16 protein-coding genes are annotated in these 17,582 nt (G+C 70.4%); 3 read left to right on the top strand and 13 right to left on the bottom strand.

The features are described from left to right. Window positions 1-13: 13 nt before the first annotated feature. The 3 genes from B128_RS0110140 to B128_RS0110130 are packed head-to-tail and all read right to left on the bottom strand — an operon-like array spanning window position 14 to window position 3,288. Window positions 14-874: a DMT family transporter gene (locus B128_RS0110140; RefSeq protein WP_018112162.1), complete on the bottom strand. Its 861-nt coding sequence runs from the start codon at window positions 872-874 to the stop codon at window positions 14-16. Further along, the gene (locus B128_RS0110135; protein ID WP_026175184.1) at window positions 864-2,084 is read right to left on the bottom strand and encodes a M16 family metallopeptidase; all 1,221 of its coding nucleotides are present in this window, start codon (window positions 2,082-2,084) and stop codon (window positions 864-866) included. Before B128_RS0110135 ends, B128_RS0110140 begins: the two co-directional genes overlap by 11 nt. Continuing rightward, entirely contained in the window at window positions 2,074-3,288 is a 1,215-nt protein-coding gene (locus B128_RS0110130; protein ID WP_026175183.1) for a M16 family metallopeptidase, read from the bottom strand. Before B128_RS0110130 ends, B128_RS0110135 begins: the two co-directional genes overlap by 11 nt. Window positions 3,289-3,303: 15 nt before the next feature. On the opposite strand from B128_RS0110130, the gene recG reads away from it, so the two are divergent. Both recG and B128_RS0110120 read left to right on the top strand, forming a co-directional pair. Beyond that, window positions 3,304-5,616 (top strand): ATP-dependent DNA helicase RecG, encoded by a 2,313-nt coding sequence (gene recG / locus B128_RS0110125; RefSeq protein WP_018112159.1) that lies wholly within the window; start codon window positions 3,304-3,306, stop codon window positions 5,614-5,616. A gap of 7 nt (window positions 5,617-5,623) precedes the next feature. Further along, window positions 5,624-6,406, top strand: a complete 783-nt coding sequence (locus tag B128_RS0110120; protein ID WP_018112158.1) for a hypothetical protein — start codon at window positions 5,624-5,626, stop codon at window positions 6,404-6,406. Here the strand turns inward: B128_RS0110120 and B128_RS0110115 are convergent. The 5 genes from B128_RS0110115 to B128_RS0110095 all read right to left on the bottom strand — a co-directional run bounded on the left by B128_RS0110115 (window position 6,360) and on the right by B128_RS0110095 (window position 12,927). Continuing rightward, the gene (locus B128_RS0110115; RefSeq protein ID WP_026175182.1) at window positions 6,360-7,349 is read right to left on the bottom strand and encodes a pectin acetylesterase-family hydrolase; all 990 of its coding nucleotides are present in this window, start codon (window positions 7,347-7,349) and stop codon (window positions 6,360-6,362) included. The genes B128_RS0110120 and B128_RS0110115 overlap by 47 nt on opposite strands. A gap of 89 nt (window positions 7,350-7,438) precedes the next feature. Next, on the bottom strand, window positions 7,439-7,816 hold the full coding sequence (locus B128_RS12390; RefSeq protein WP_018112156.1) for a CBS domain-containing protein: 378 nt from the start codon (window positions 7,814-7,816) through the stop codon (window positions 7,439-7,441). Between the two features lie 99 nt (window positions 7,817-7,915). After that, window positions 7,916-10,795, bottom strand: a complete 2,880-nt coding sequence (locus B128_RS13395; RefSeq protein WP_026175181.1) for an AAA family ATPase — start codon at window positions 10,793-10,795, stop codon at window positions 7,916-7,918. Then, window positions 10,770-11,894 (bottom strand): metallophosphoesterase family protein, encoded by a 1,125-nt coding sequence (locus tag B128_RS0110100; protein WP_026175180.1) that lies wholly within the window; start codon window positions 11,892-11,894, stop codon window positions 10,770-10,772. The genes B128_RS13395 and B128_RS0110100 overlap by 26 nt, the downstream gene beginning before the upstream one ends. Window positions 11,895-11,913: 19 nt before the next feature. Beyond that, window positions 11,914-12,927 (bottom strand): YibE/F family protein, encoded by a 1,014-nt coding sequence (locus tag B128_RS0110095; protein WP_026175179.1) that lies wholly within the window; start codon window positions 12,925-12,927, stop codon window positions 11,914-11,916. 57 nt (window positions 12,928-12,984) lie between these two features. On the opposite strand from B128_RS0110095, the gene B128_RS0110090 reads away from it, so the two are divergent. After that, on the top strand, window positions 12,985-13,371 hold the full coding sequence (locus B128_RS0110090; protein ID WP_018112152.1) for a zinc uptake transcriptional regulator: 387 nt from the start codon (window positions 12,985-12,987) through the stop codon (window positions 13,369-13,371). On the opposite strand, the gene B128_RS0110085 is transcribed toward B128_RS0110090, so the two are convergent. The 5 genes from B128_RS0110085 to tdh form a co-directional block, all read right to left on the bottom strand. Beyond that, window positions 13,353-13,751, bottom strand: coding sequence for a DUF4258 domain-containing protein (locus B128_RS0110085; RefSeq protein WP_018112151.1), 399 nt, complete (start codon window positions 13,749-13,751; stop codon window positions 13,353-13,355). The two genes, B128_RS0110090 and B128_RS0110085, sit on opposite strands and share 19 nt — an antisense overlap. Window positions 13,752-13,807: 56 nt before the next feature. Then, the gene (locus B128_RS0110080; protein ID WP_026175178.1) at window positions 13,808-14,422 is read right to left on the bottom strand and encodes a ComF family protein; all 615 of its coding nucleotides are present in this window, start codon (window positions 14,420-14,422) and stop codon (window positions 13,808-13,810) included. Next, complete coding sequence (gene mtnA, locus B128_RS0110075; RefSeq protein ID WP_018112149.1) at window positions 14,403-15,395, bottom strand: S-methyl-5-thioribose-1-phosphate isomerase; 993 nt, start codon at window positions 15,393-15,395, stop codon at window positions 14,403-14,405. The genes B128_RS0110080 and mtnA overlap by 20 nt, the downstream gene beginning before the upstream one ends. A 9-nt stretch (window positions 15,396-15,404) precedes the next feature. Then, entirely contained in the window at window positions 15,405-16,466 is a 1,062-nt protein-coding gene (locus tag B128_RS0110070) for a PQQ-dependent sugar dehydrogenase (RefSeq protein WP_018112148.1), read from the bottom strand. A 73-nt stretch (window positions 16,467-16,539) separates the two neighbouring features. Next, a complete protein-coding gene (tdh, locus tag B128_RS0110065; RefSeq protein WP_018112147.1) occupies window positions 16,540-17,571 on the bottom strand; it encodes an L-threonine 3-dehydrogenase in 1,032 nt (343 codons plus the stop codon). Between the last annotated feature and the right edge of the window lie 11 nt (window positions 17,572-17,582).

The following is a 17,582-nucleotide window of genomic DNA, read 5'->3' as shown; positions in this document are numbered from 1 at the left end:
AGGCACCCCGGGGCTATTTTACGCCCCGCAGGTTCACAAGCCCCACGCCCAAGAGGGCCAGGCCGCCCCCGGCCAGGGAGAGGGGCGAAGGCACCTCCCCCAGCCACAGGTAGGCCAGGAGGATGGCCAGGACCGGGGAAAGGTAGAGGAAGGAGGCCAGGCGGGCGGTGGGGGTGCGGGAAAGGGCGTAGGTCCAGGTGAGGTAGGCCAAGGCCCCGGGGAAGACCCCCAGGTAGAGGGTGGCCAAAAGTGCCGGCCTGGGCGCCTCCCGCACCGCCTCCCCCAGGCCCGGCAGGAAGAAGAGGAGGGGCAGGGTGCCCAGGACTAAGGTGTAGACCGTCATCTCCTCGCTGCGGTAGCGGGCGAAAAAGGGCTTCTGCAAGACGAAGTAAAAGGAGGTGGAAAGGGCGGAAAGCAGGACCAAAAAAGCCCCCGGGGTCAGGGCCACCCCGCCCCCCTCCCCAAAGGCGATGAGGAGGGAACCCCCAAGGGCCAGGGCAAAGCCCAAGACCCCCAGGGGCCGAAGCCGCTCCCCCAGAAGGAGGTAGGAGAGGAGGGCGGTGAACACCGGCCCCGTGGCGATGAGGAGGCTGGCCGCCCCCGCGCTCACCGTGAGCTCCCCATAGGCTAGGGCCAGGTGGTAGACGGTGATGCCCAAAAACCCCAGGAGGAAAAGCCCGGGCAAATCCCGAACCCTAGGCAGCCGCAGACCCTTGCGCCAAGCGTAGAGGAGGAGGATACCCCCCGCCACCAAAAAGCGCAGGAGGACCAGGTGGCCTGGGGAAAACCCCTGGAGGCCCGCGCGAATCCCCGCGAAGGCGCTGGCCCAGAAGAGGATGGTGAGGAGGGCAGCCCCTAAGGCCCTAGGCTCCATGGGGCAGCACCAGGTAGAAAAGCCCCTGCTCCAGAAGCCCCCGTTCCAAAAGGGCGTTCACCTCCCGGGCGGAAACCCGCTGCACCCGCTCCTTCACCTCGGCCAGGGAGCGGTAGGCCCCAGTGTAGAGGTACTCCATGCCCAGGTGGAAGAGCCGGCCCATGGGGGTTTCCCCCGCGAAGACCAGGCCGGTGGCCAAGGGGGTCTTGACCCGCTCCACCTCCTCCTCCCCCACCCCCTCCCGCACCAGGCGGGCCAGCTCCTCTTGGAGGGTGGAAAGCACCGCCTCCTGGTGCCTAGGGTCGGCTTGGGCGTAGGCGTGGAAGAAGCCGAGGCCGTCTGCCTCCTCGTGGCCGAAGGAGGCCACCTCGGCCAGGCCCTTGTCCACCAGGGCGAAGTGGAGCCTCCCGGACCCCTCCTCCCCCAGGAGGTGGGCCAGGACCTGGGCGGCGTAGCGCTCCTCCGCCTGGTAGGGAACCCCGGGGAAAAGGCCCACCAGGTAGAGGGCCCGGGCCTTCTCGTAGGGGTGCACCTCCACCCCCACCTGGGGGCGGAAAGGCGGATAGTCTCGGGAGGCCTCCCCCTGGGGCCAGGCCGCGGTGAGCCGCTCCGCCTCCGCCACCAGGCGGTCAAAGTCCACCTGGCCCGTGGCGGCCAGGACCATGTTCTTGGGCAGGTAGCGCCGCCCGTGGTAGGCGGCCATGTCCTCCCGCTTTAGGGCGCGGATGCTCTCCACCGTGCCCAGGACGCTGTTCCCCAAGGGGTGGTCCTGGAAGAAGCGCTCCCGGGCCCAATCGTAGGCCATGTAGGCGGGACGGTCCTGGTAGCGAGCAATCTCCTCCAGGATGACCAGCTTCTCGGTGTCAAAGTCCTCCGGGCGTAAGGCGGGCCGCATGAGCCGGGAAAAGAGCTCCAGCAGGGGCAGGGTGAACTCCGGGAGGACCGCCCCGTAGTAGACCGTGGCCTCCTCGGAGGTGAAGGCGTTGTACTGGGCCCCCATGCGGTCAAAGGCCAGGTTCACCGAGAGGGCGTCCATCCCCTCGGGGCCCTTGAAGACCATGTGCTCCAGGAAGTGGCTGACCCCGCTTTCCCCCGCCCCCTCGTCCCGGGCCCCGGTGCGCACGAAGTAGCCCAGGGCCACGCTCCGAGCCCCGGGCAGGACCTCGGCGATCACCCGCAGGCCATTTTGCAGTACTGCCTCACGAAACATGGTCCACCTCCCCCAAAAGCCCCACCCAGGGGTTCTGGTAAGGGTGGGTGCGCAAGAAGGCGTTCACCGCCTCCAGGCTGGTCTCCTCTATGGCCTTCTCAATCTCCCAAAGGGGGCGAACCCGGCCCAAAACGAAGAGGTCGCGGGCCATGGAGGCCGCCCGGCTCCTTATGGACTCATCGGCCATCACCAGGGCGGTCTTTAAGCCCACCTTGGCCCGGGCGAGCTCGTCCTCCGTGACCCCCTCGGAAAGCCTTTCCATCTCGGAGCGCATCACCTCCAGGGTCTCCTGGGCCCGCTCCTTGGTGGTGCCCGCGTAGGCCATGAGGAGGCCCTGGCCCCGCACCCCCGCGGGGAAGGCGGAGACGGCGTAGACCAGGCCCCGCTTCTCCCGCACCTCGGTGAAAAGCCGGCTGGACATGCCCCCGGAGAGGACCTCGAGGGCCAGCCGGGCGGCATAAAACCCAGGGTCCTCGGGGCCCACGTCAGGGTAGGCCAGGCCGATCTGCACCTGGGCGGTGGGCCTTTCCAGGTGGAAGCGGTGGGGCTCGGAAAGGAGAGGGGGTGGGTAGGTGGGCGCCTCCCCCTCCCAGGCCAGGAGGGGCTCTAGGGCCCGCTGCAGGGCCTCCCAGGAAACCCCCCCCGCCACCGCCAAAATGGCCCCCCTGGGGGTGTAGCGCCGGAAGAAGTCCGCCCGCACCGCCTCGGGGGTGGCCCGCCTCAGGTCCTCCTCCTCTCCCAGGGGGTCCCGCCCGTGGGGGGAGCGGAAGACCCGCCGCCTCAGCTCGGAAAAGAGCTTGCGCGCGGGCTGGTCCTCCAGGGAGAGGAGGCTTTGCAGGGCCACCGAGCGCACCGCCTCAAACCCCTCCTCGGGGAGGGCAGGCCGGGTGAGGAGGAGGGCGTAGAGGCGGAAAACCTCCTCCAGGACCTCGGGCAAAAAGGCCGCGGCAAAGAGGGAGTACTCCAGGCCGGCTCCGCTCTGCCGCCGGACCCCCAGGGCGTCCAGGGCCTCCGCCAGACCCCTGGCGTCCAGCTCCCCGGCCCCCTTCCAGAGCCAGCCTTCCTCCAGGGTGCTGGCCCCCAGAAGCCCTTCGGGCTCGTTCACCGCCCCAGCGGGCACCAGGAGGTGGAAGGCTACCCCGGGGTAGTCCCGCTCCTCCAGGGCCACCAGGAGGCCATTTGGCAATCGCTCCACGCGGCTCACAGGCCTAAGGGTATCATGGGGAGCGTGAGGGAAGGGGAACTCCGGGAAAGGCTCCTCAGGCCCCTTTTGCGGGAACTCCAGGACGGGGCCCAGGACCGGGTGGTGGTGGGGGGCCTCGAGGCCCTGGTGGCCAACCTGGCCCGCCCCTTCCCCCAGGTGCGGGCCCTCTTCCAGGGGTACCGGGAAAAGCCCCCCGAGGAGCGGAAGCGCCTTCTGGAGGAGGCCATCCGCTTCCTGCAGGACGGCGCCCCATCCCCTTCCCCCGCCCCCAGCCCCCCCAAGGGGCGGCTGGCCCTCCAGGACCCCGCCCACCTCCTGGCCCCCGCGCAAAGCCGCAAGCGGCTCACCGAACTCAGCCTGCACACGGTGCGGGACGTGCTCCACCACTACCCCCGCCGCTACGAGGACCGCCGGGCCCTTCCGGGGGTGCGCTTCCTGGAGGACGGCAAGAAGGCCACCCTGCTGGTCAAGGTCCTGGCCAAGGAGCTTCTGCGCACCCCCAAGAAGGGGATGCAGCTGGTCCAGGTCAAGGCCCAGGACACCTGGGGATGGCGGCTCACCCTGGTCTGGTTCAACCAGCCCTGGGTCCTCTCCCAGATCCAGGAGGGGGCCACCCTGATCGTCACGGGACGGGTGCAGCGGCGGAACGGGGTGCAGCTTTTCGTGGAGCACTTTGAGGACGAGGGCACGGAGTCCCTCTCCACCGGCCGCATCGTCCCCATCTACCCCGCCAAGGAGGGGGTGGGCCAGGCCTTCCTGCGGCGCACGGTGCACCGGGCCCTGGAGCTCACCCTCCCCCTCCCCGACCCCCTGGCCCCCTACCGGGAGGCGGAGGGGCTTTTGGAGTACGGGGAGGCCCTGCGGCAGATCCACTTCCCCGAGGACGAGGAAGCGCTGAAGCAGGCCCTTTTGCGCCTCAAGTTTGACGAGTACCTCCTCCTGGAGCTCAAGGCCCTCCTGGAGGCGGGGGGGCTGGTCCTGGGCCGAAGCTTCCGGGTGGAGGCGGCCTGGGTGGAGGCCTTCCGCAAGGCCCTCCCCTTCCCCCTCACCCGGGCCCAGGAGCGGGTGATGGCGGAGATCGCCAAGGACATGCAAAGCCCGCGGCAGATGGCCCGCCTCCTCCAGGGGGATGTGGGCTCGGGGAAGACGGTGGTGGCCGCCTTTGCCCTCTACCTAGCGGCCCAAAACGGGGCCCAGGGCGCCCTCATGGCCCCCACGGAGATCCTGGCCAAGCAGCACTTCCAAAACCTCACCCGCTACCTCTTCCCCCTGGGGGTGCGGGTGGAGCTCCTTTTGGGCTCCATGTCCGCCAAGGAGAAGGAAGAGGCCTTGGCCCGCCTCCGCCACGGCGAGGCCCAGGTGGCCGTGGGCACCCACGCCCTCATCCAGGAGGGGGTGGGCTTTAAGGACCTGGGCCTGGCGGTGGTGGACGAGGAGCACCGCTTCGGCGTCCTGCAGCGGCGGGCCCTCCTGAAGCTGGCCTCCTCACCTCCAGACGTGCTGGTGATGTCCGCCACCCCCATCCCCCGCTCCCTGGCCCTTACCCTCTACGGGGACCTGGAGGTGAGCGTCCTGGACGAGATGCCCCCGGGGCGCATCCCCGTGCAGACCAAGGTCCTCCCCCACCGCCTCCGCCTCCAGGCCTACGCCTTCGCCCGGGAGGAGGTGCGCAAAGGGCACCAGGTCTTCGTGGTGGCCCCGGCCATTGAGGAGGCGGAGGAGCTGGACCTCAAGGCGGCCACCGCCCTCTATGAGGAGCTTAAGGGCCTCCTCCCCGGGGTGCGCATGGCCCTCCTCCACGGCAGGATGCCTGCCCGGGAAAAGGACCAGGTGATGGAGGCCTTCCGCCAGGGGGCCTTTGACCTCCTGGTCTCCACCACGGTGATTGAGGTGGGAGTGGACATCCCCAAGGCCACCCTCATCATCGTGGAAAACGCGGAGCGCTTTGGCCTGGCCCAGCTCCACCAGCTAAGGGGCCGGGTGGGGCGGGGCGGGCTTCCGGGCTACGCCCTCTTTATCGCCGGGGAGGCCAGCCAGAAGACCCTGAGGCGGCTTAAGGTCCTCGAGGCCTCCACCGACGGCTTCTACATCGCCGAGATGGACCTTAAGCTTCGGGGCCCCGGGGAGCTGAGGGGGACCCGGCAGTCGGGCTACCCGGAGCTTAGGCTTGGAGACCTGGCGGAGGACACCCCCATCATTGAACGGGCCCGGGCCCTGGCCAAGCGGATTTTGGAGCTGGACCCCGACCTCTCCCTGCCCCAGCACCAGGCCCTCAGGGAGGAGCTCCGGGCCCGGGCGGAGCGCATCGGGTTCCGGGAGGTGATCTGAAGGCGGGATGCCCCTCAAGGCCCTCCCCCACCCTCACCTGCCCGCCTTCGCCTCCGAGGGGAGTGTGCGCCGGGCCCTGGCCCTGCAGGGCTACCTCCTGGCCCTGCGGGAGGCCTACACCGCCTACGCCCCCGTGCCCCCGGTCACCCTTTACGTCCTGTCGGAAAGGGACTGGCGGGCCCGCCTCCCCTACCCCTATGGCCTCCCCTTCCAGCGCACGGGACCCGAGGGGCTTTCCCTCTTTGCCCCCCTTACCTACCCGGAAAGGCTCCTCCACCGCCTGCGGGAGGCCCTCATTCCCCTGGGGCCTCCCCCGGGGGAGCTTCCCGCCTTCCTGGACCTCAACCTGGGCCACGAGTACGCCCACGCCCTGCAGGTGGCCTGGCGGCTCCGCACAGGGGCCAGGTGGCTGGACGAGTTTTTCGCCAACTACCTCTTCCTCCTGGGCCTGAAGCGGGCCCATCCTGACCTGGCAGAGGTCCTCCTGGCCTGGAGCCGGTACCTGGCCCGCCTAGACCCCGAGCGGAAGAGCCTCTCCGCTTACGAGAGGCGGCGGGGAGACCTGAAGGGGGCCCTTTGGTTCCAGGCCCAGTTCACCCTCAAGGGGGAAGAGATTCTGGAAGAAGGGGGGGACCGCCTCCTCCGGGCCTTCCTGGAGGCGGCCCCCCTGGACCGCCGGAAGGGGCACCGGCTCCTCTTGGAGCTCTACCCCGGGCTCAAGGAGTGGTTCGCCGCCTTCGGCCTCAGGGGCGCACCCTGGGGGGTGTCTTCCCCTCGGCCAGGGCCCTGAGCCAGTCCAGGAAGCTGGTCTCCCCCACCCTCAGGGTGTAGAGCTCGGGCCGGGGCAGGATGCAGTGCTGGCCCCCCGGGGCCAAGTAGAAGGTGTAGTTCTCCGCCTGGGCCGGGGCGGAAACAGCCCTAAAGGCCCCTTCCGCCCACTCCCGGGCCGTGGCCTCGGAAGGGGAGCGCTCCCCCTTCATGAGGGCGTAGAAGAAGACCTGGGTGCCGTCCAGGACCGTGGTGTACTGGGCAAAGCGCCCTGAGGGGAAGGCCCTGGCTAGGGCCAGGTAGATCTCGGCCACCTGGGGGTTGGAGGAGAGGCCCGGGAGTTCGGGGAGCCTGGGGTTCCAGCGGGCAAAGCCGGGGAAGCCCTCGGTGCGCACCCCCACCCCGGCGTCCCCGCACACGGCCACCTGGGCGTTCTTGTAGGTGGAGAGGACCTTGTCCGCCCAGAACACCGCCCCGTAGGCCCCGGCGCTACACCCGGTGACGAAGACCCGCTCGGGGTTCGTGTGGTTGCGGAACACGTACTCCAAGGCGGCCAGGGCGTTGCGGGCCCCCTGGTGGTGCACCCGGAAGCCCCCGTAGTCCACGGTGGCCCGGCCCACGTGCAGGTCCCCGGTGCAGTAGGGGATGAAGACGTGGGTCCAGCCGTAGAAGGGGTTGGCCACGCTCAGGCGGTTGTAGATGCCCTGGGCCAGCAACAGCTCCTGCACGTCCACCCGCTTGCGGTAGGTCTGGCTCTGGGGGGCGCAGGTGGCCGCGTCCCAGCAGGCCCCACCCCCCTGAAAGTCCAGGACCACCTTCCTGGGGTCCCCGGGGCTCACATAGAAGCGGTAGGGGGAACCATCGGCGCAGACCCCCCCCGGCACCTCCACCGCCTTCCAGAAGGCCTCGAGGCCCTGGGCCAGGGCCAAGCCCAAAAGCAAAAGCAACGCCAAAACCCGCGGCATTGTTCACCTCCGCCCCCAGTCTAGAAGGCTTCCTGTACCCAGTCAAGAAAGGGCGGCCCAAAGGCCGCCCTTAAGCCAGAGCCTGGACCCTAGAACACGGCTTTGTGGAGGATATCCGTCACGGAGACGATGCCCATCACCTCCCCCTGGATGACGGGGGCGCGGCGGATGCCGGTGTTGGCGAAGAGGCGGGCCACGTACTCCACCCCCAGGTCGGGGTTAACGGGGATGACGGGTTTGGTCATGATCTCGTGCACCTGGACGGTGGTGGGGTCCTTGCCGTAGGCAATGACCTTGTAGACGATGTCCGTCTCGGTAACGATGCCGTAGGCGTCGTCCTCATTGCGCCGGTCCACGATTAAGGCCCTCAGGCCCGTCTCCTTCATGAGGTTGATGGCCTCCTTCACCGTGGCCGAGCCCTGGATCATCACCACCTCGGTGGACATGATGTCCTTGGCCTTCTTCACGGCACACCTCCTTGCCCAAAGGCGCGAAGGATTCTCCTTCCGGGCCCCTTCAACATACCCCAAGGGGTATGGGGGGCTCCAGGGACAAACGCCCCCAGGCTAGGCCCACTCCACCCGGCTCCCCGTGGGGTGCTTGCGCACCACCAGGCGGGCGGGAAGCCTCTCCGCCAGGACCTCCACGTGGGTGACGATGCCCACCAGGCGGCCCCGGGTGGGGAGGGCTTCCAGGACCCCCGCCACCAGCTCCAGGGTCTCGGGGTCCAGGGTGCCGAAGCCCTCGTCCAGGAAAAGCGCCCCCAGCCGCCCCCGGGAGAGCTCCTCGGAAAGGGCCAGGGCCAGGGAGAGGCTGGCCAGGAAGCCCTCCCCTCCGGAGAGGGTTTTGACCGGGCGGGCCTCCCCCGCGTGCCACAGGTCGTGGACCTGGTACTCGTCCCCCAGGGCCCTCAGGCGGTACCGGCCCCCAGAGAGGGTGTTCAGAAGCTCGTTGGCCCGCTCCACCAGGTTCCGTTGCCTGAGGCCCAGCAAGTAGGCGGGGAAGTTGTGGGCCTGCAGGTCCTGGGCCAGCTTTTCCCAAAGGCCCACCTCCTTGGCCACCTCTGCCAGGCGGCCCTCCAGCTCCCGCCGCCGCTTTAGGCCCTCCCGAAGCCGCTCCCTTTCCGCCTCCAGGACCGCCCGGCGGCCCTCCAGGGCCCGAAGCGCCTCTTGGGCCTTCCCCAAGGCCTCCCGCTCCTTGCGCGCCCGGGCCTCCGCCTCCTCCAGGGAGAGGGGGGGGAGGGGAGGAAGGGCCTGGAGGCGGGCCTCCACCTCCGCCATCTCCTTCTCGTGGGCCTGTAGGCGTTCCTCCAGGGCCCGCTTTTCCTCGGGGGCCAGGTGGGAAGCTCGGGCCTCGGCCTCGGGAAGGAGGCCCCCCACCCGCTCCCTGGCCTCGGCCAGGGCCTTGGCCTGCTCCTCCTGGCGGGCGGCCAGGGCGGAAAGCGCCCGCTGGGCCTCCTCCAGCTCCCGGGAAAGGCGCTTCTCCTGGGCCTCCTTGTTCTCCATCTCCCGGAGGGCGGCCTGGAGGCGCCCTAGGTGCTCGGCCAAGCCCAGCCCCCCCGTGCGCTCCATGAGGTGGCGGAAAAGCCCCGCCCCCAGGGCCCCCTTCTCCTCCCGCAGGACTGCCAGCCGGGCCCTCACCCCCTGGAGGAGGGCCTCGGGCGCTCCCGAGCGCCCTGCGGCCAGCCTTTTCGCCTTGGCCTCCAGCTCCCCCACCTCCCGCTCCAGGGCCTTATGCCGGCCCGAGGCCTCGCGGTAGCGGCCACGAAGCTCCTCCAGCAGGGCTTTCTTCTCCTCCAAGATGGCCTTTAGGGCCTCCGGGTCCCCAGGGGAAGGCTCGGCCCCCAAGGCGGCCTCCTCCCTCAGGAGGGCCTCCCGCCGCTCGCGGAGTTTTCCCAGCCGCAGGAGAAGGTCCCGATCCTTCCCCTCCAGAGCCGCCACCCGCTCCCGCAGGTCCTCCCCCTTGGGCTTGGGGGGCAGGGCGTGGACCAGGCCCCCACACAAGGGGCAGGGCTTTCCGGGCTCCAGGAGGTCGTGGAAGGCCAGGAGGCCAAGCCGCCTTTCCTCCTGGCGCAAGGCCTTTAGCTCCCCCAGAAGCCGGGCCCGCTCCCCTTCCAGGGCCTCAGCCTCAGCCTCGAGGGCGCGAAGCTCCTCCCGGAGGCGGAAGGCGGTGGCCCCCTTGAGGGCCCGCTCCAGGGCCTCCGTCTCCTCCCGGACCCGCCTCCCCTCCTCCTGCAGCTGGGCGAGTTCCGCCTGGAGGGCGGCAAGCTCCCCTTGGCGTGCCCGCAGGTGGGCCAGGGCCTCCGCCCAGGCGGCCAGGCTGGCCTCCTCCTCCCTAAGGCGCCCCTCCTCCTCCAAAAGGGCCTCCAGGGCCTCCAGGTCCAGCCTGGGCGCCGGGTGGTCCTTCACCCCCACCCGCCGCCAAAGGGCCTCCAGGGCCTTAAGCCCCTGGGCCTCCAGGAGGGCCTGGCGCAGGGCCTCCAGGGCCTTGGGGTCAAAGGCCAGGGCGCGGCGCTTTTCCTCCAGCTCGCGCACCTTGGCCTCCAGGCGGGCCGCCTCTTCCCGGGTGGCGGCCAGGGCCTTCTCCTTGGTCCGCAGGTCCTCCCAAAGGGGCAGGGCGCGCTCCGCCTCCTGGGCCTTGGCCAGCCGCTCCCGCAGGGCCGCCATCCTCGAGGCCTCCCCCAGGAGGCGGGCCCTTTGGGCCTCCAGGAGGTGCCGCTCCTCCAGGCGCTTCAGGAGGTCCTCCGCCTCCTTTAGGCCCTTCTCCAGCCGCCTTACCTCTTCCTCCAAGCGGGCCACCCCCTGGGCCACCTCCTCCAGCGCCTTCTCCCGGGCCTCCAGGGCCTCGAGGGTCACCTCCTTAAGCCCAAGGAGCTCCCCTTCAAGCCGCCCCTTCTCCTCTAAAAGCCTAGCCCGCTCCCCCGCCGCCCGCTCCCGGGCCCGCTCCAGCCGGGAAAGCTCAAATAGGTCCAGGAGGATGCGCCGCCGCTCCTTGGCCTCCCCTTTGAGGAAGCGGTCAAACTCCCCCTGGGGCAGGAGGAGGGCCCGGGTGAAGGCCTCGTAGGAAAGGCCCAGAAGGTCCTCCAGAAAGCCGTTCAGGGCCTCCAGGGTCTCCGAGGGGACCAGGCGCTCCCCCGCGGGGGAAAGCTCAAAGAGCCGCCCTTCGCTCCGCCGGCCCCGCACCCGCTCCACCCGGTATACCTTCTGCCCCACCTGGAAGGTGAGGGCCACCCGGGCCTCGCTGGCGGCGGGGTGCTTCAGGGTGGCCACGCTCCGCCCTACCCGGGGCACCAGGCCATACAGGGCAAAGGCCACGGCGTCCAGGAGGGTGCTCTTGCCCGAGCCCGTGGGGCCGGTAATGGCAAAGAGCTCCACGTCGCTGAAGTCCACCGCCTGCCTCTCCCGGTAGGGGCCAAAGCCCTCAAGTTCCAGGCGCAAGGGTCTCAAGCTCCACCTCCCGCAACACCGCCTCAAGCCGCTCCAAAAGGGCCTCCTCCTCCCGTCCCCGCTCCTTCAGGTAGCGGCCGTAGGCCTCCAGGAGGGAAAGCTCCGGCCCCCTTTCCCCCGCTTCCACCACCGGCAGAGCCCCCGCGGCCTCCACGGCCAGGAGGTGGGGCAGGTGCCGGAAAAGCCGATCCTTTTGCTCTGGGCTCAGCCTCCCCTCCACCACCAGGCGCAAATAACCGGGAAAGCGCTCCAGCTCACCAAGCCGCCCGTCCAGCTCCTCCAGGGCCAGGCGGTAGGTCCTGAGGGGCTTTCCCCAGCGCTCCCGGATGGGATGGACCTGGGCAGGGCCCGAAGGGGGAAGCTCCACCAGAAGCGCCCCCCGCTCGGCCTCCTCCCCCTCGCCGAAGTCCAGCTGGACCAGGCTTCCCGGGTACCAGGCCACGGGAGCCTCGGAGACCTGCTGCTGCCGGTGGATGTGCCCCAGGGCCAGGTAGCGGGCGGCAAGGGGCAGGGCCGAGGCGGGCACCGCGTAGCTCCCCGTGAGGTGGAAGGCGAACTCCCCCGCCCCCGGCCTTGCCCCCTCCACGGCGAAGTGGCCCAGCATCAGGGGGCTTTGCAGGTTCCCCAGGATGCGCCGCATGGCCTCCGCGTAGGAGCGGTGGCGGTCTTCGGCCTCCTGGAAGGTCTTCTTCACCAGGACCCGCTCGGAGACGAAGGGCAACAGGGCGGCCTCCAGCCCCCCCACCCGCACCACCCCGCCCTCCTCCCGAAACAGGGGCCGGCCCCGCACCTCTACCCCCACCAGGGCGAAGAGGGGGGCGAGGGCCTCGAGGCGCTCCTTGGGGTCGTGGTTGCCGGCGATGACCAAGGCCGGCACCCCCAGGGCCTTCAGCTCCAGGAAAAACTCCACCGCCAGGGCCTCCGCCTCGGCGGAGGGCTGGGGACGGTCAAAGAGGTCCCCGGAGACCAGGACCAGGTCCACCCCCTCCCTCCTCACGATCTCCAGCAAGGCCTTCAGGGCCTCCCCGATCTCCGGGGTACGGTCCACCCCCTTCAGCACCTTGCCCAGGTGCCAGTCCGCGGTGTGGAGTAGGCGCACGGACCCCATTATGCCACCCTCAGTGGGCATGCCCGTGCTCCGGGGGCCCCCCCTTCCCCCCCCGGAAGGCCCAGGCGGCCACCAGGGTGGTGAGGGGCACCGCCAGGAGGAGGCCCAAGGAGCCCAGCACCATGGCGGCCACCTCCGCGGCAAAGGGCTCGGTGTTGAGGAGGAAACGCAAGGGGGTGGGGTCCCTGGTGAGGAGGAGGAAAAGGGGCAAGGAACCCGCGGCGTAGGCCAGGACCAGGGTGTTCACCAGGCTGCCGATGTGGTCGTAGCCCACCTCCATCCCCCGGCGGTAGAGCTCCCAAAGGCCCAAGCGGGGGTTGGCATGGGCCAGGGCCTGCACCACCGCCGCCTGGGTGACGGTGACGTCGGTGAGGGCCCCCAGGGCCCCCACCACCACCCCGGCCAGGAACAGGGAGACCAGGTCCACCCCGCCCCACTGCCCGAGGAGCATGGCCTCCTCCGAGGCCATGCCGGTAAAGCCCATGGCCCCCACGAAGAGGACAGAAAGGCCCAGCACGAAGGCCACGGAGAGGAGGGTTCCCAGGAGGGCCGCCGTGGTCTTGCGGTTCACCCCGTGCACCAAGTAGAGGGTGAGGAAGAGCACGCCCAGGCTCCCCAAAAAAGCGTAGAGGAGGGGGTTCCCCCCCGCCGCCACCCGGGGTACCACGAAGTAGACCACCACCAGGAGGCTGAGGAAAGTGCCCAGAAGCCCCCTCACCCCTTTCCCCCGGCCCAGAAGGGCGGCCAGGAGGGCGAAGAGGCCGAGGAGGGAGAGCAACCAGGGCATGCGGTCGGGCTCGGTGATGTAGAGCCTCCCCCCTTCCCGGTAAAGGACCACCCGCTCCCCTGGGCGGAACCCCCCTCCTCCGGTGGGCAACAGGGCCTCCTGCCGCCCGCCTTCCACCTCCACCTGGGCCAGGCCCCGTGCGGGGTCCAGGGCCAGGATCCGCCCGAGCAGGTAGCGCCCCTCCCCCTGGGCCAGGGCGGGAAGGAGGGCGAGGCAAAGCCACATCAGCCAGCGCATGGCCCCACTCTATCCCCTCAGGATGAAAACTGCTTCTCAGGTTGCTATCCTAGGGGCATGGAACGCTCCACCCGGCAGCGGCGGGCCATCCGGGAGGCCTTTTTGGAGGCGGGCCGCCCCCTTTCCCCCCAGGAGGTCCTGGACCTGGCCAGGAGGAAGGTGCCCTCCCTGGGCCTGGCCACCGTGTACCGCACCCTGAAGGGGCTGGTGGAGGAGGGCTTCCTCGCCCCCGTGGCCCTGCCCGGGGAGCCTCCCCGCTACGAGCCCGCGGGGCGGGACCACCACCACCACTTCCTCTGCCGTCGCTGCGGACGGGTTTACGAGCTTCTGGGTTGCGACCTCTCCCCCCAGCACCTCCCCCCCGGCTTCCAGGCCGAGGGGCATGAGGTGACGGTGTACGGCCGCTGCCCGGAGTGCGCCCCTCCCTATTCCCAGGCGGGGTAAAGGCTTAGGGGTTTGGTCCAGCGCACCTCCTCCAGAGCCCCATCGTAGCGCAAAAGGGCCGCCAGCCGGGCCCGGGAGTAGACCCGGTAGGGCTCCTTGGGGATGAAGGCGGTGACGATGTCCACCTGGCGCGGGGTGGCGTACTCCAGGACCACGTGGAGGGGAAGCTTGAGCCGCGGGGGGAAGACCATATAGCCCAGGACCAGCATGCGCTGGTCCTCGGGGTAGATGGCCAGCTCCCGCCCCCATTCCAAGGCCCGGAGGACGTCCAGTTCGGTGAAGCCCTCCTGGAGCATGTGCTTGGCCACGTGGGGGCCCAGGCGGTAGCGGCCTTCCCGCAGGTGGGGCAGGAGGTCGGGAAGGCGGCGCAGCTTTTTCACGGGAACCCACCCCCTTGGCCCCAGTGTAGGGGTTCAGCCGGGGAAGAGTGTGCCCCCTACCCGTAAGGCCCTAGGGCCCCCGGGTCCCGCACCGCCAGGAAGGCGCCGTAGACCCGGCTGGCCCCTGCCCGCAGCAGGGCCTCCCTGGCCCTTAGGAAGGTGGCCCCGCTGGTGAGGACATCGTCCACCAGAAGCCAGGCCCCTTCCACCCGGGCTACGGGAAGGAAGAGGTCGGCAGGAAGCCTGCCCCGGGCCCGGCCCCGGGTGGGCTGGCTGGGGGTGTAGCGCCCCCGGCGGAGCAAGGGGCGGTAGGGAAGCCCCAGGGCGCGGGCCAGCTCCCGGGCCAGGACCTCCGGGGGGTTATAGCCCCTCCGGAGGAGGCGGGGAAGGAGGGTGGGCACGCTGGTCACCCCCTGGAGGGCCCACCCCGCCTCCCGCACCCCTTGCGCCAGGGGAGGGGCCAGAAGGCGGGCAAGCCCCAGCCGGCCCCGGTACTTGAGGGCCCGGGCCAGGCCTCCCACCCGGCCATAAAGCCCCAGGTAGACCATCTCCTTCCCCCTAAAAGCCCGCAAACTCCGGCGGCAAGGGGTACAGAGGAGGGGCTGGTCCAAACGCCCCCCGCACCCCGGGCAGGCGTGGCCCAGAAGCCCCTCAAGCAAGCCCCAGGGCATGGCGCAGGGCCTCGTCAAAGGGGGGGTAGAGCACCCCCTTCTCCGTCACGATCCCCGTGAGGAAGCGGTGGGGGGTCACGTCAAAGGCCGGGTGGTAGGCGGGAAAGCCCTCGGGGGCCAGGCGCACCCCCTTGAGGAGCACCACCTCCTCCGCCGGGCGCTCCTCTATGGGGATGCCCTCCCCGCTTTCCAGGCGGGGGTCCACGGAGGAAAGCGGCAGGGCGGCGTAGAAGGGGATGCCGTGGTGGTGGGCCAGCACTGCCAGGCTGTAGGTGCCGATCTTGTTGGCGAAGTCACCGTTCAAGGCCATGCGGTCCACCCCCACGATCACCGCGTCCACCTGCCCCCTGGCCATGAGGAAGCCCGCCATGTTGTCGGCGATGAGGGTGGCCGGGACCCCCGCCTTCATGAGCTCGTAGGCGGTGAGCCGGGCCCCCTGGAGGTAGGGCCGGGTCTCGTCCACCCACACGTGGCGCACCCGCCCCTGGCGGTGGCCTTCCAGGATGGCCCCCAAGGCCGTGCCGTACCCCCCCGTGGCCAGGGGGCCGGTGTTGCAGTGGGTGAGGACCTGGCCCCTCAGGACCCGGGCCCCGTGGCGGCTGATGGCCCTTTCCGTCTCCTCCACCTCCCGCCACAGGGCCTCGGCCTCCCGCAGGCTCCCCTCCAGGTCCCCCCAGTGGGGGCGCATGCGATCCAGGGCGTGGAAGAGGTTCACCGCCGTGGGACGGCTCATCCTCAGGTGCCGGTCGGCCTCCTCAGGGGACTCCCCGGCCAGGTGGGCCAGGACCATGCCGTAGGCGGCGGAGACCCCGATGGCCGGAGCCCCCCGCACCACCATGGCCCGGATGGCCTCCGCCATCTCCCGGGCGGTGCGCACCGGCACCCAGACCTCTTCCAGAGGCAGCCGCCGCTGGTCCAAAAGCCAGAAGATCCCTTCCTCCAGAGCCAGGCGAAAGGGCAGAAGGCGCTCCACGCCCCAAGCTTAGCGGAGCCTCAGGACCTTGTCGTCCCCCGGGCGCACCTGGCCCCGCCCGTCCCGGTTGGAGGTGGTCACATAAAGGGCCCCATCGGGCCCCACCTGCACCTCCCGCAGGCGGCCAAGGCCGGAAAGCACCGTCTCCACCCGCCCCACCCGCCAGTTCCCCCGCCCTCCCAGAAGCTCCAGGCGCAGGAGGGCCTGGCCCCGGAGGCCGGCCACGTAGAGGGCCCCCCGGAAGAAGGCCAGGTTCCCCGGGGGGAAGCCCTGGGGCCAGAAGTAGAGGGGGTCCAGGTAGCGCGGGTCCTCTCCCCGGCCCACCACCTTTGGCCAGCCGTAGTTCCCCCCGGGCACGATGAGGTTCACCTCATCGTGGCCGAAGCCCTGCTCCCCGCTGGGCCCGTGCTCGCTGGCGAAAAGCTCCCCCGTCTCCGGGTGCCAGGCCAGGCCCTGGGGGTTGCGGTGGCCCAGGCTGTAGACCTCGGGCCTGGCCCCCGGACGGCCCAGGAAGGGGTTGCCGGGGGCAGGGGCCCCTTCTGGGGTGAGGCGGAGGATCTTGCCCCCCAGGGAGGCCAGGTCCTGGGCCAGCTCCCGCTCGTAGACCTCCCCCGTGGTCACGTAGAGCATGCCGTCAGGGCCGAAGGCGATCCGCCCCCCAGAGTGCAGGCCGTGGGCCCGGGCGGGGATACCGTCCAGCACCACCCGGTCCAGGACCCCGCGGCTCCCCTCGTGCCGCAGGCGCACCACCTGGTTGCGAAGCCCCCCCTCCTCCACCGTGCGGTAGGCGTAGAGGTAGGGCTCCCGGGGAAAACGGGGGTGGAGGGCCAGGCCCAATAGCCCCGACTCCCCCCGGGCGTACACGGTTAGCTCGGCGTAGGTGGCAACCCGCCCCTCCCGCACCAGGCGGATGCGCCCGGGGCGCTCCGCCACCAGAAAACCCCCCTCGGGCAAAAAGGCCAGGGCCCAGGGCACCTCGAGGCCCCCCACCACCTCCTCCACCCTTAAGCCCTGGGCCCGCCCCAGGGCCACGCCTAGAAGGCCCCCAAGGACCTGCCTACGGGATGGCATGCTTCCCTCCTTGGGCCAAGGCTAGCAAAGGAAAGGCCCTGGCGGGAAGGCCAGGGCACATTTCCCCGGAGGCCTAGGCCCTAGGGTCCAGGATGACCTTCACCCCCTGGCCCGAGGCCAGGAGGCTGAAGGCCTCCCGGTAGCGGCTCATGGGGAGGCGGTGGGTGATGAGGGGGGTGAGGTCCACCCGGCCCGAGTAGACCAGGGCGGTGCCCTGCATCCAGGTCTGCCATAGCCGCCGGCCGGCGATGCCATAGGCGGTGATCCCCCGCATCACCAGCTCCCCCGCCAGGTCAAAGCGGATGGGATCCGAGGGGATGCCCAGGATGCGGGCCTCCCCCCCGGGGATGAGGGCCTTAAGCCCCTGGTGGATGGCGCTCTCGTTCCCGGAAAACTCCAGGAGCACCTCCACCCCGCTCCCCGTCACCTCGCGCACCCCCTGGAGGAGGTCCTCCTCCAGGGGGTTGATGAGGCGGTCGGCGTAGGGCTTGGCGAAGGCCAGGCGGTAGGGGTTGGGGTCGGAGACCAGGATGGGCCCGGCCCCGCTGGCCCGGGCCACCATGGCCGCCATGAGGCCGATGGGCCCCGCCCCGGTGATGAGGACACTTTTGCCGGAGACCCCGCTTCCCGCGTACACCGTGTGCACCGCGTTGCCGAAGGGTTCCAGGATGGCCGCCACCTCAAAGGGCAGGTCCTTAGGGTTGACCCAAGCGTTTTCCGCCGGCACCACCACGTACTCGGCGAAGCCCCCGTCCCGGTCCACCCCCAGGATCTCGGTGTGGAGGCAGACATGGTAGTTGCCCGTGCGGCAGGCGGGGCAGGTATGGCAGACGATGTGGCTTTCCAGGCTCACGTGGTCCCCCACCTGGGGCCGCTTTACCCCGGGCCCCACCCGCTCCACCACCCCACTGAACTCGTGGCCGGTGACGAGGGGGGGGCGGATCCGCCCCTGGGCCCAGGCGTCCCACTTCCAGATGTGCAGGTCGGTGCCGCAGATGCTGGCGGCTTCCACCCGCACCAGAATCTCTCCCGGGCCCGGCTCGGGCAGGGGACGTTCCACCAGGGTTAGGCCTTCTTCGGGACTCAGCTTGGCCAGTGCGCGCATACCTGGGCCAT

The sequence above is a fragment of the Thermus igniterrae ATCC 700962 genome (genome assembly GCF_000376265.1).
In the GTDB taxonomy this organism is placed as follows: Bacteria; Deinococcota; Deinococci; order Deinococcales; family Thermaceae; genus Thermus; species Thermus igniterrae.
Note: the sequence above shows the minus strand (reverse complement) of the source record. Positions and strands in the feature narration are given on the sequence as shown.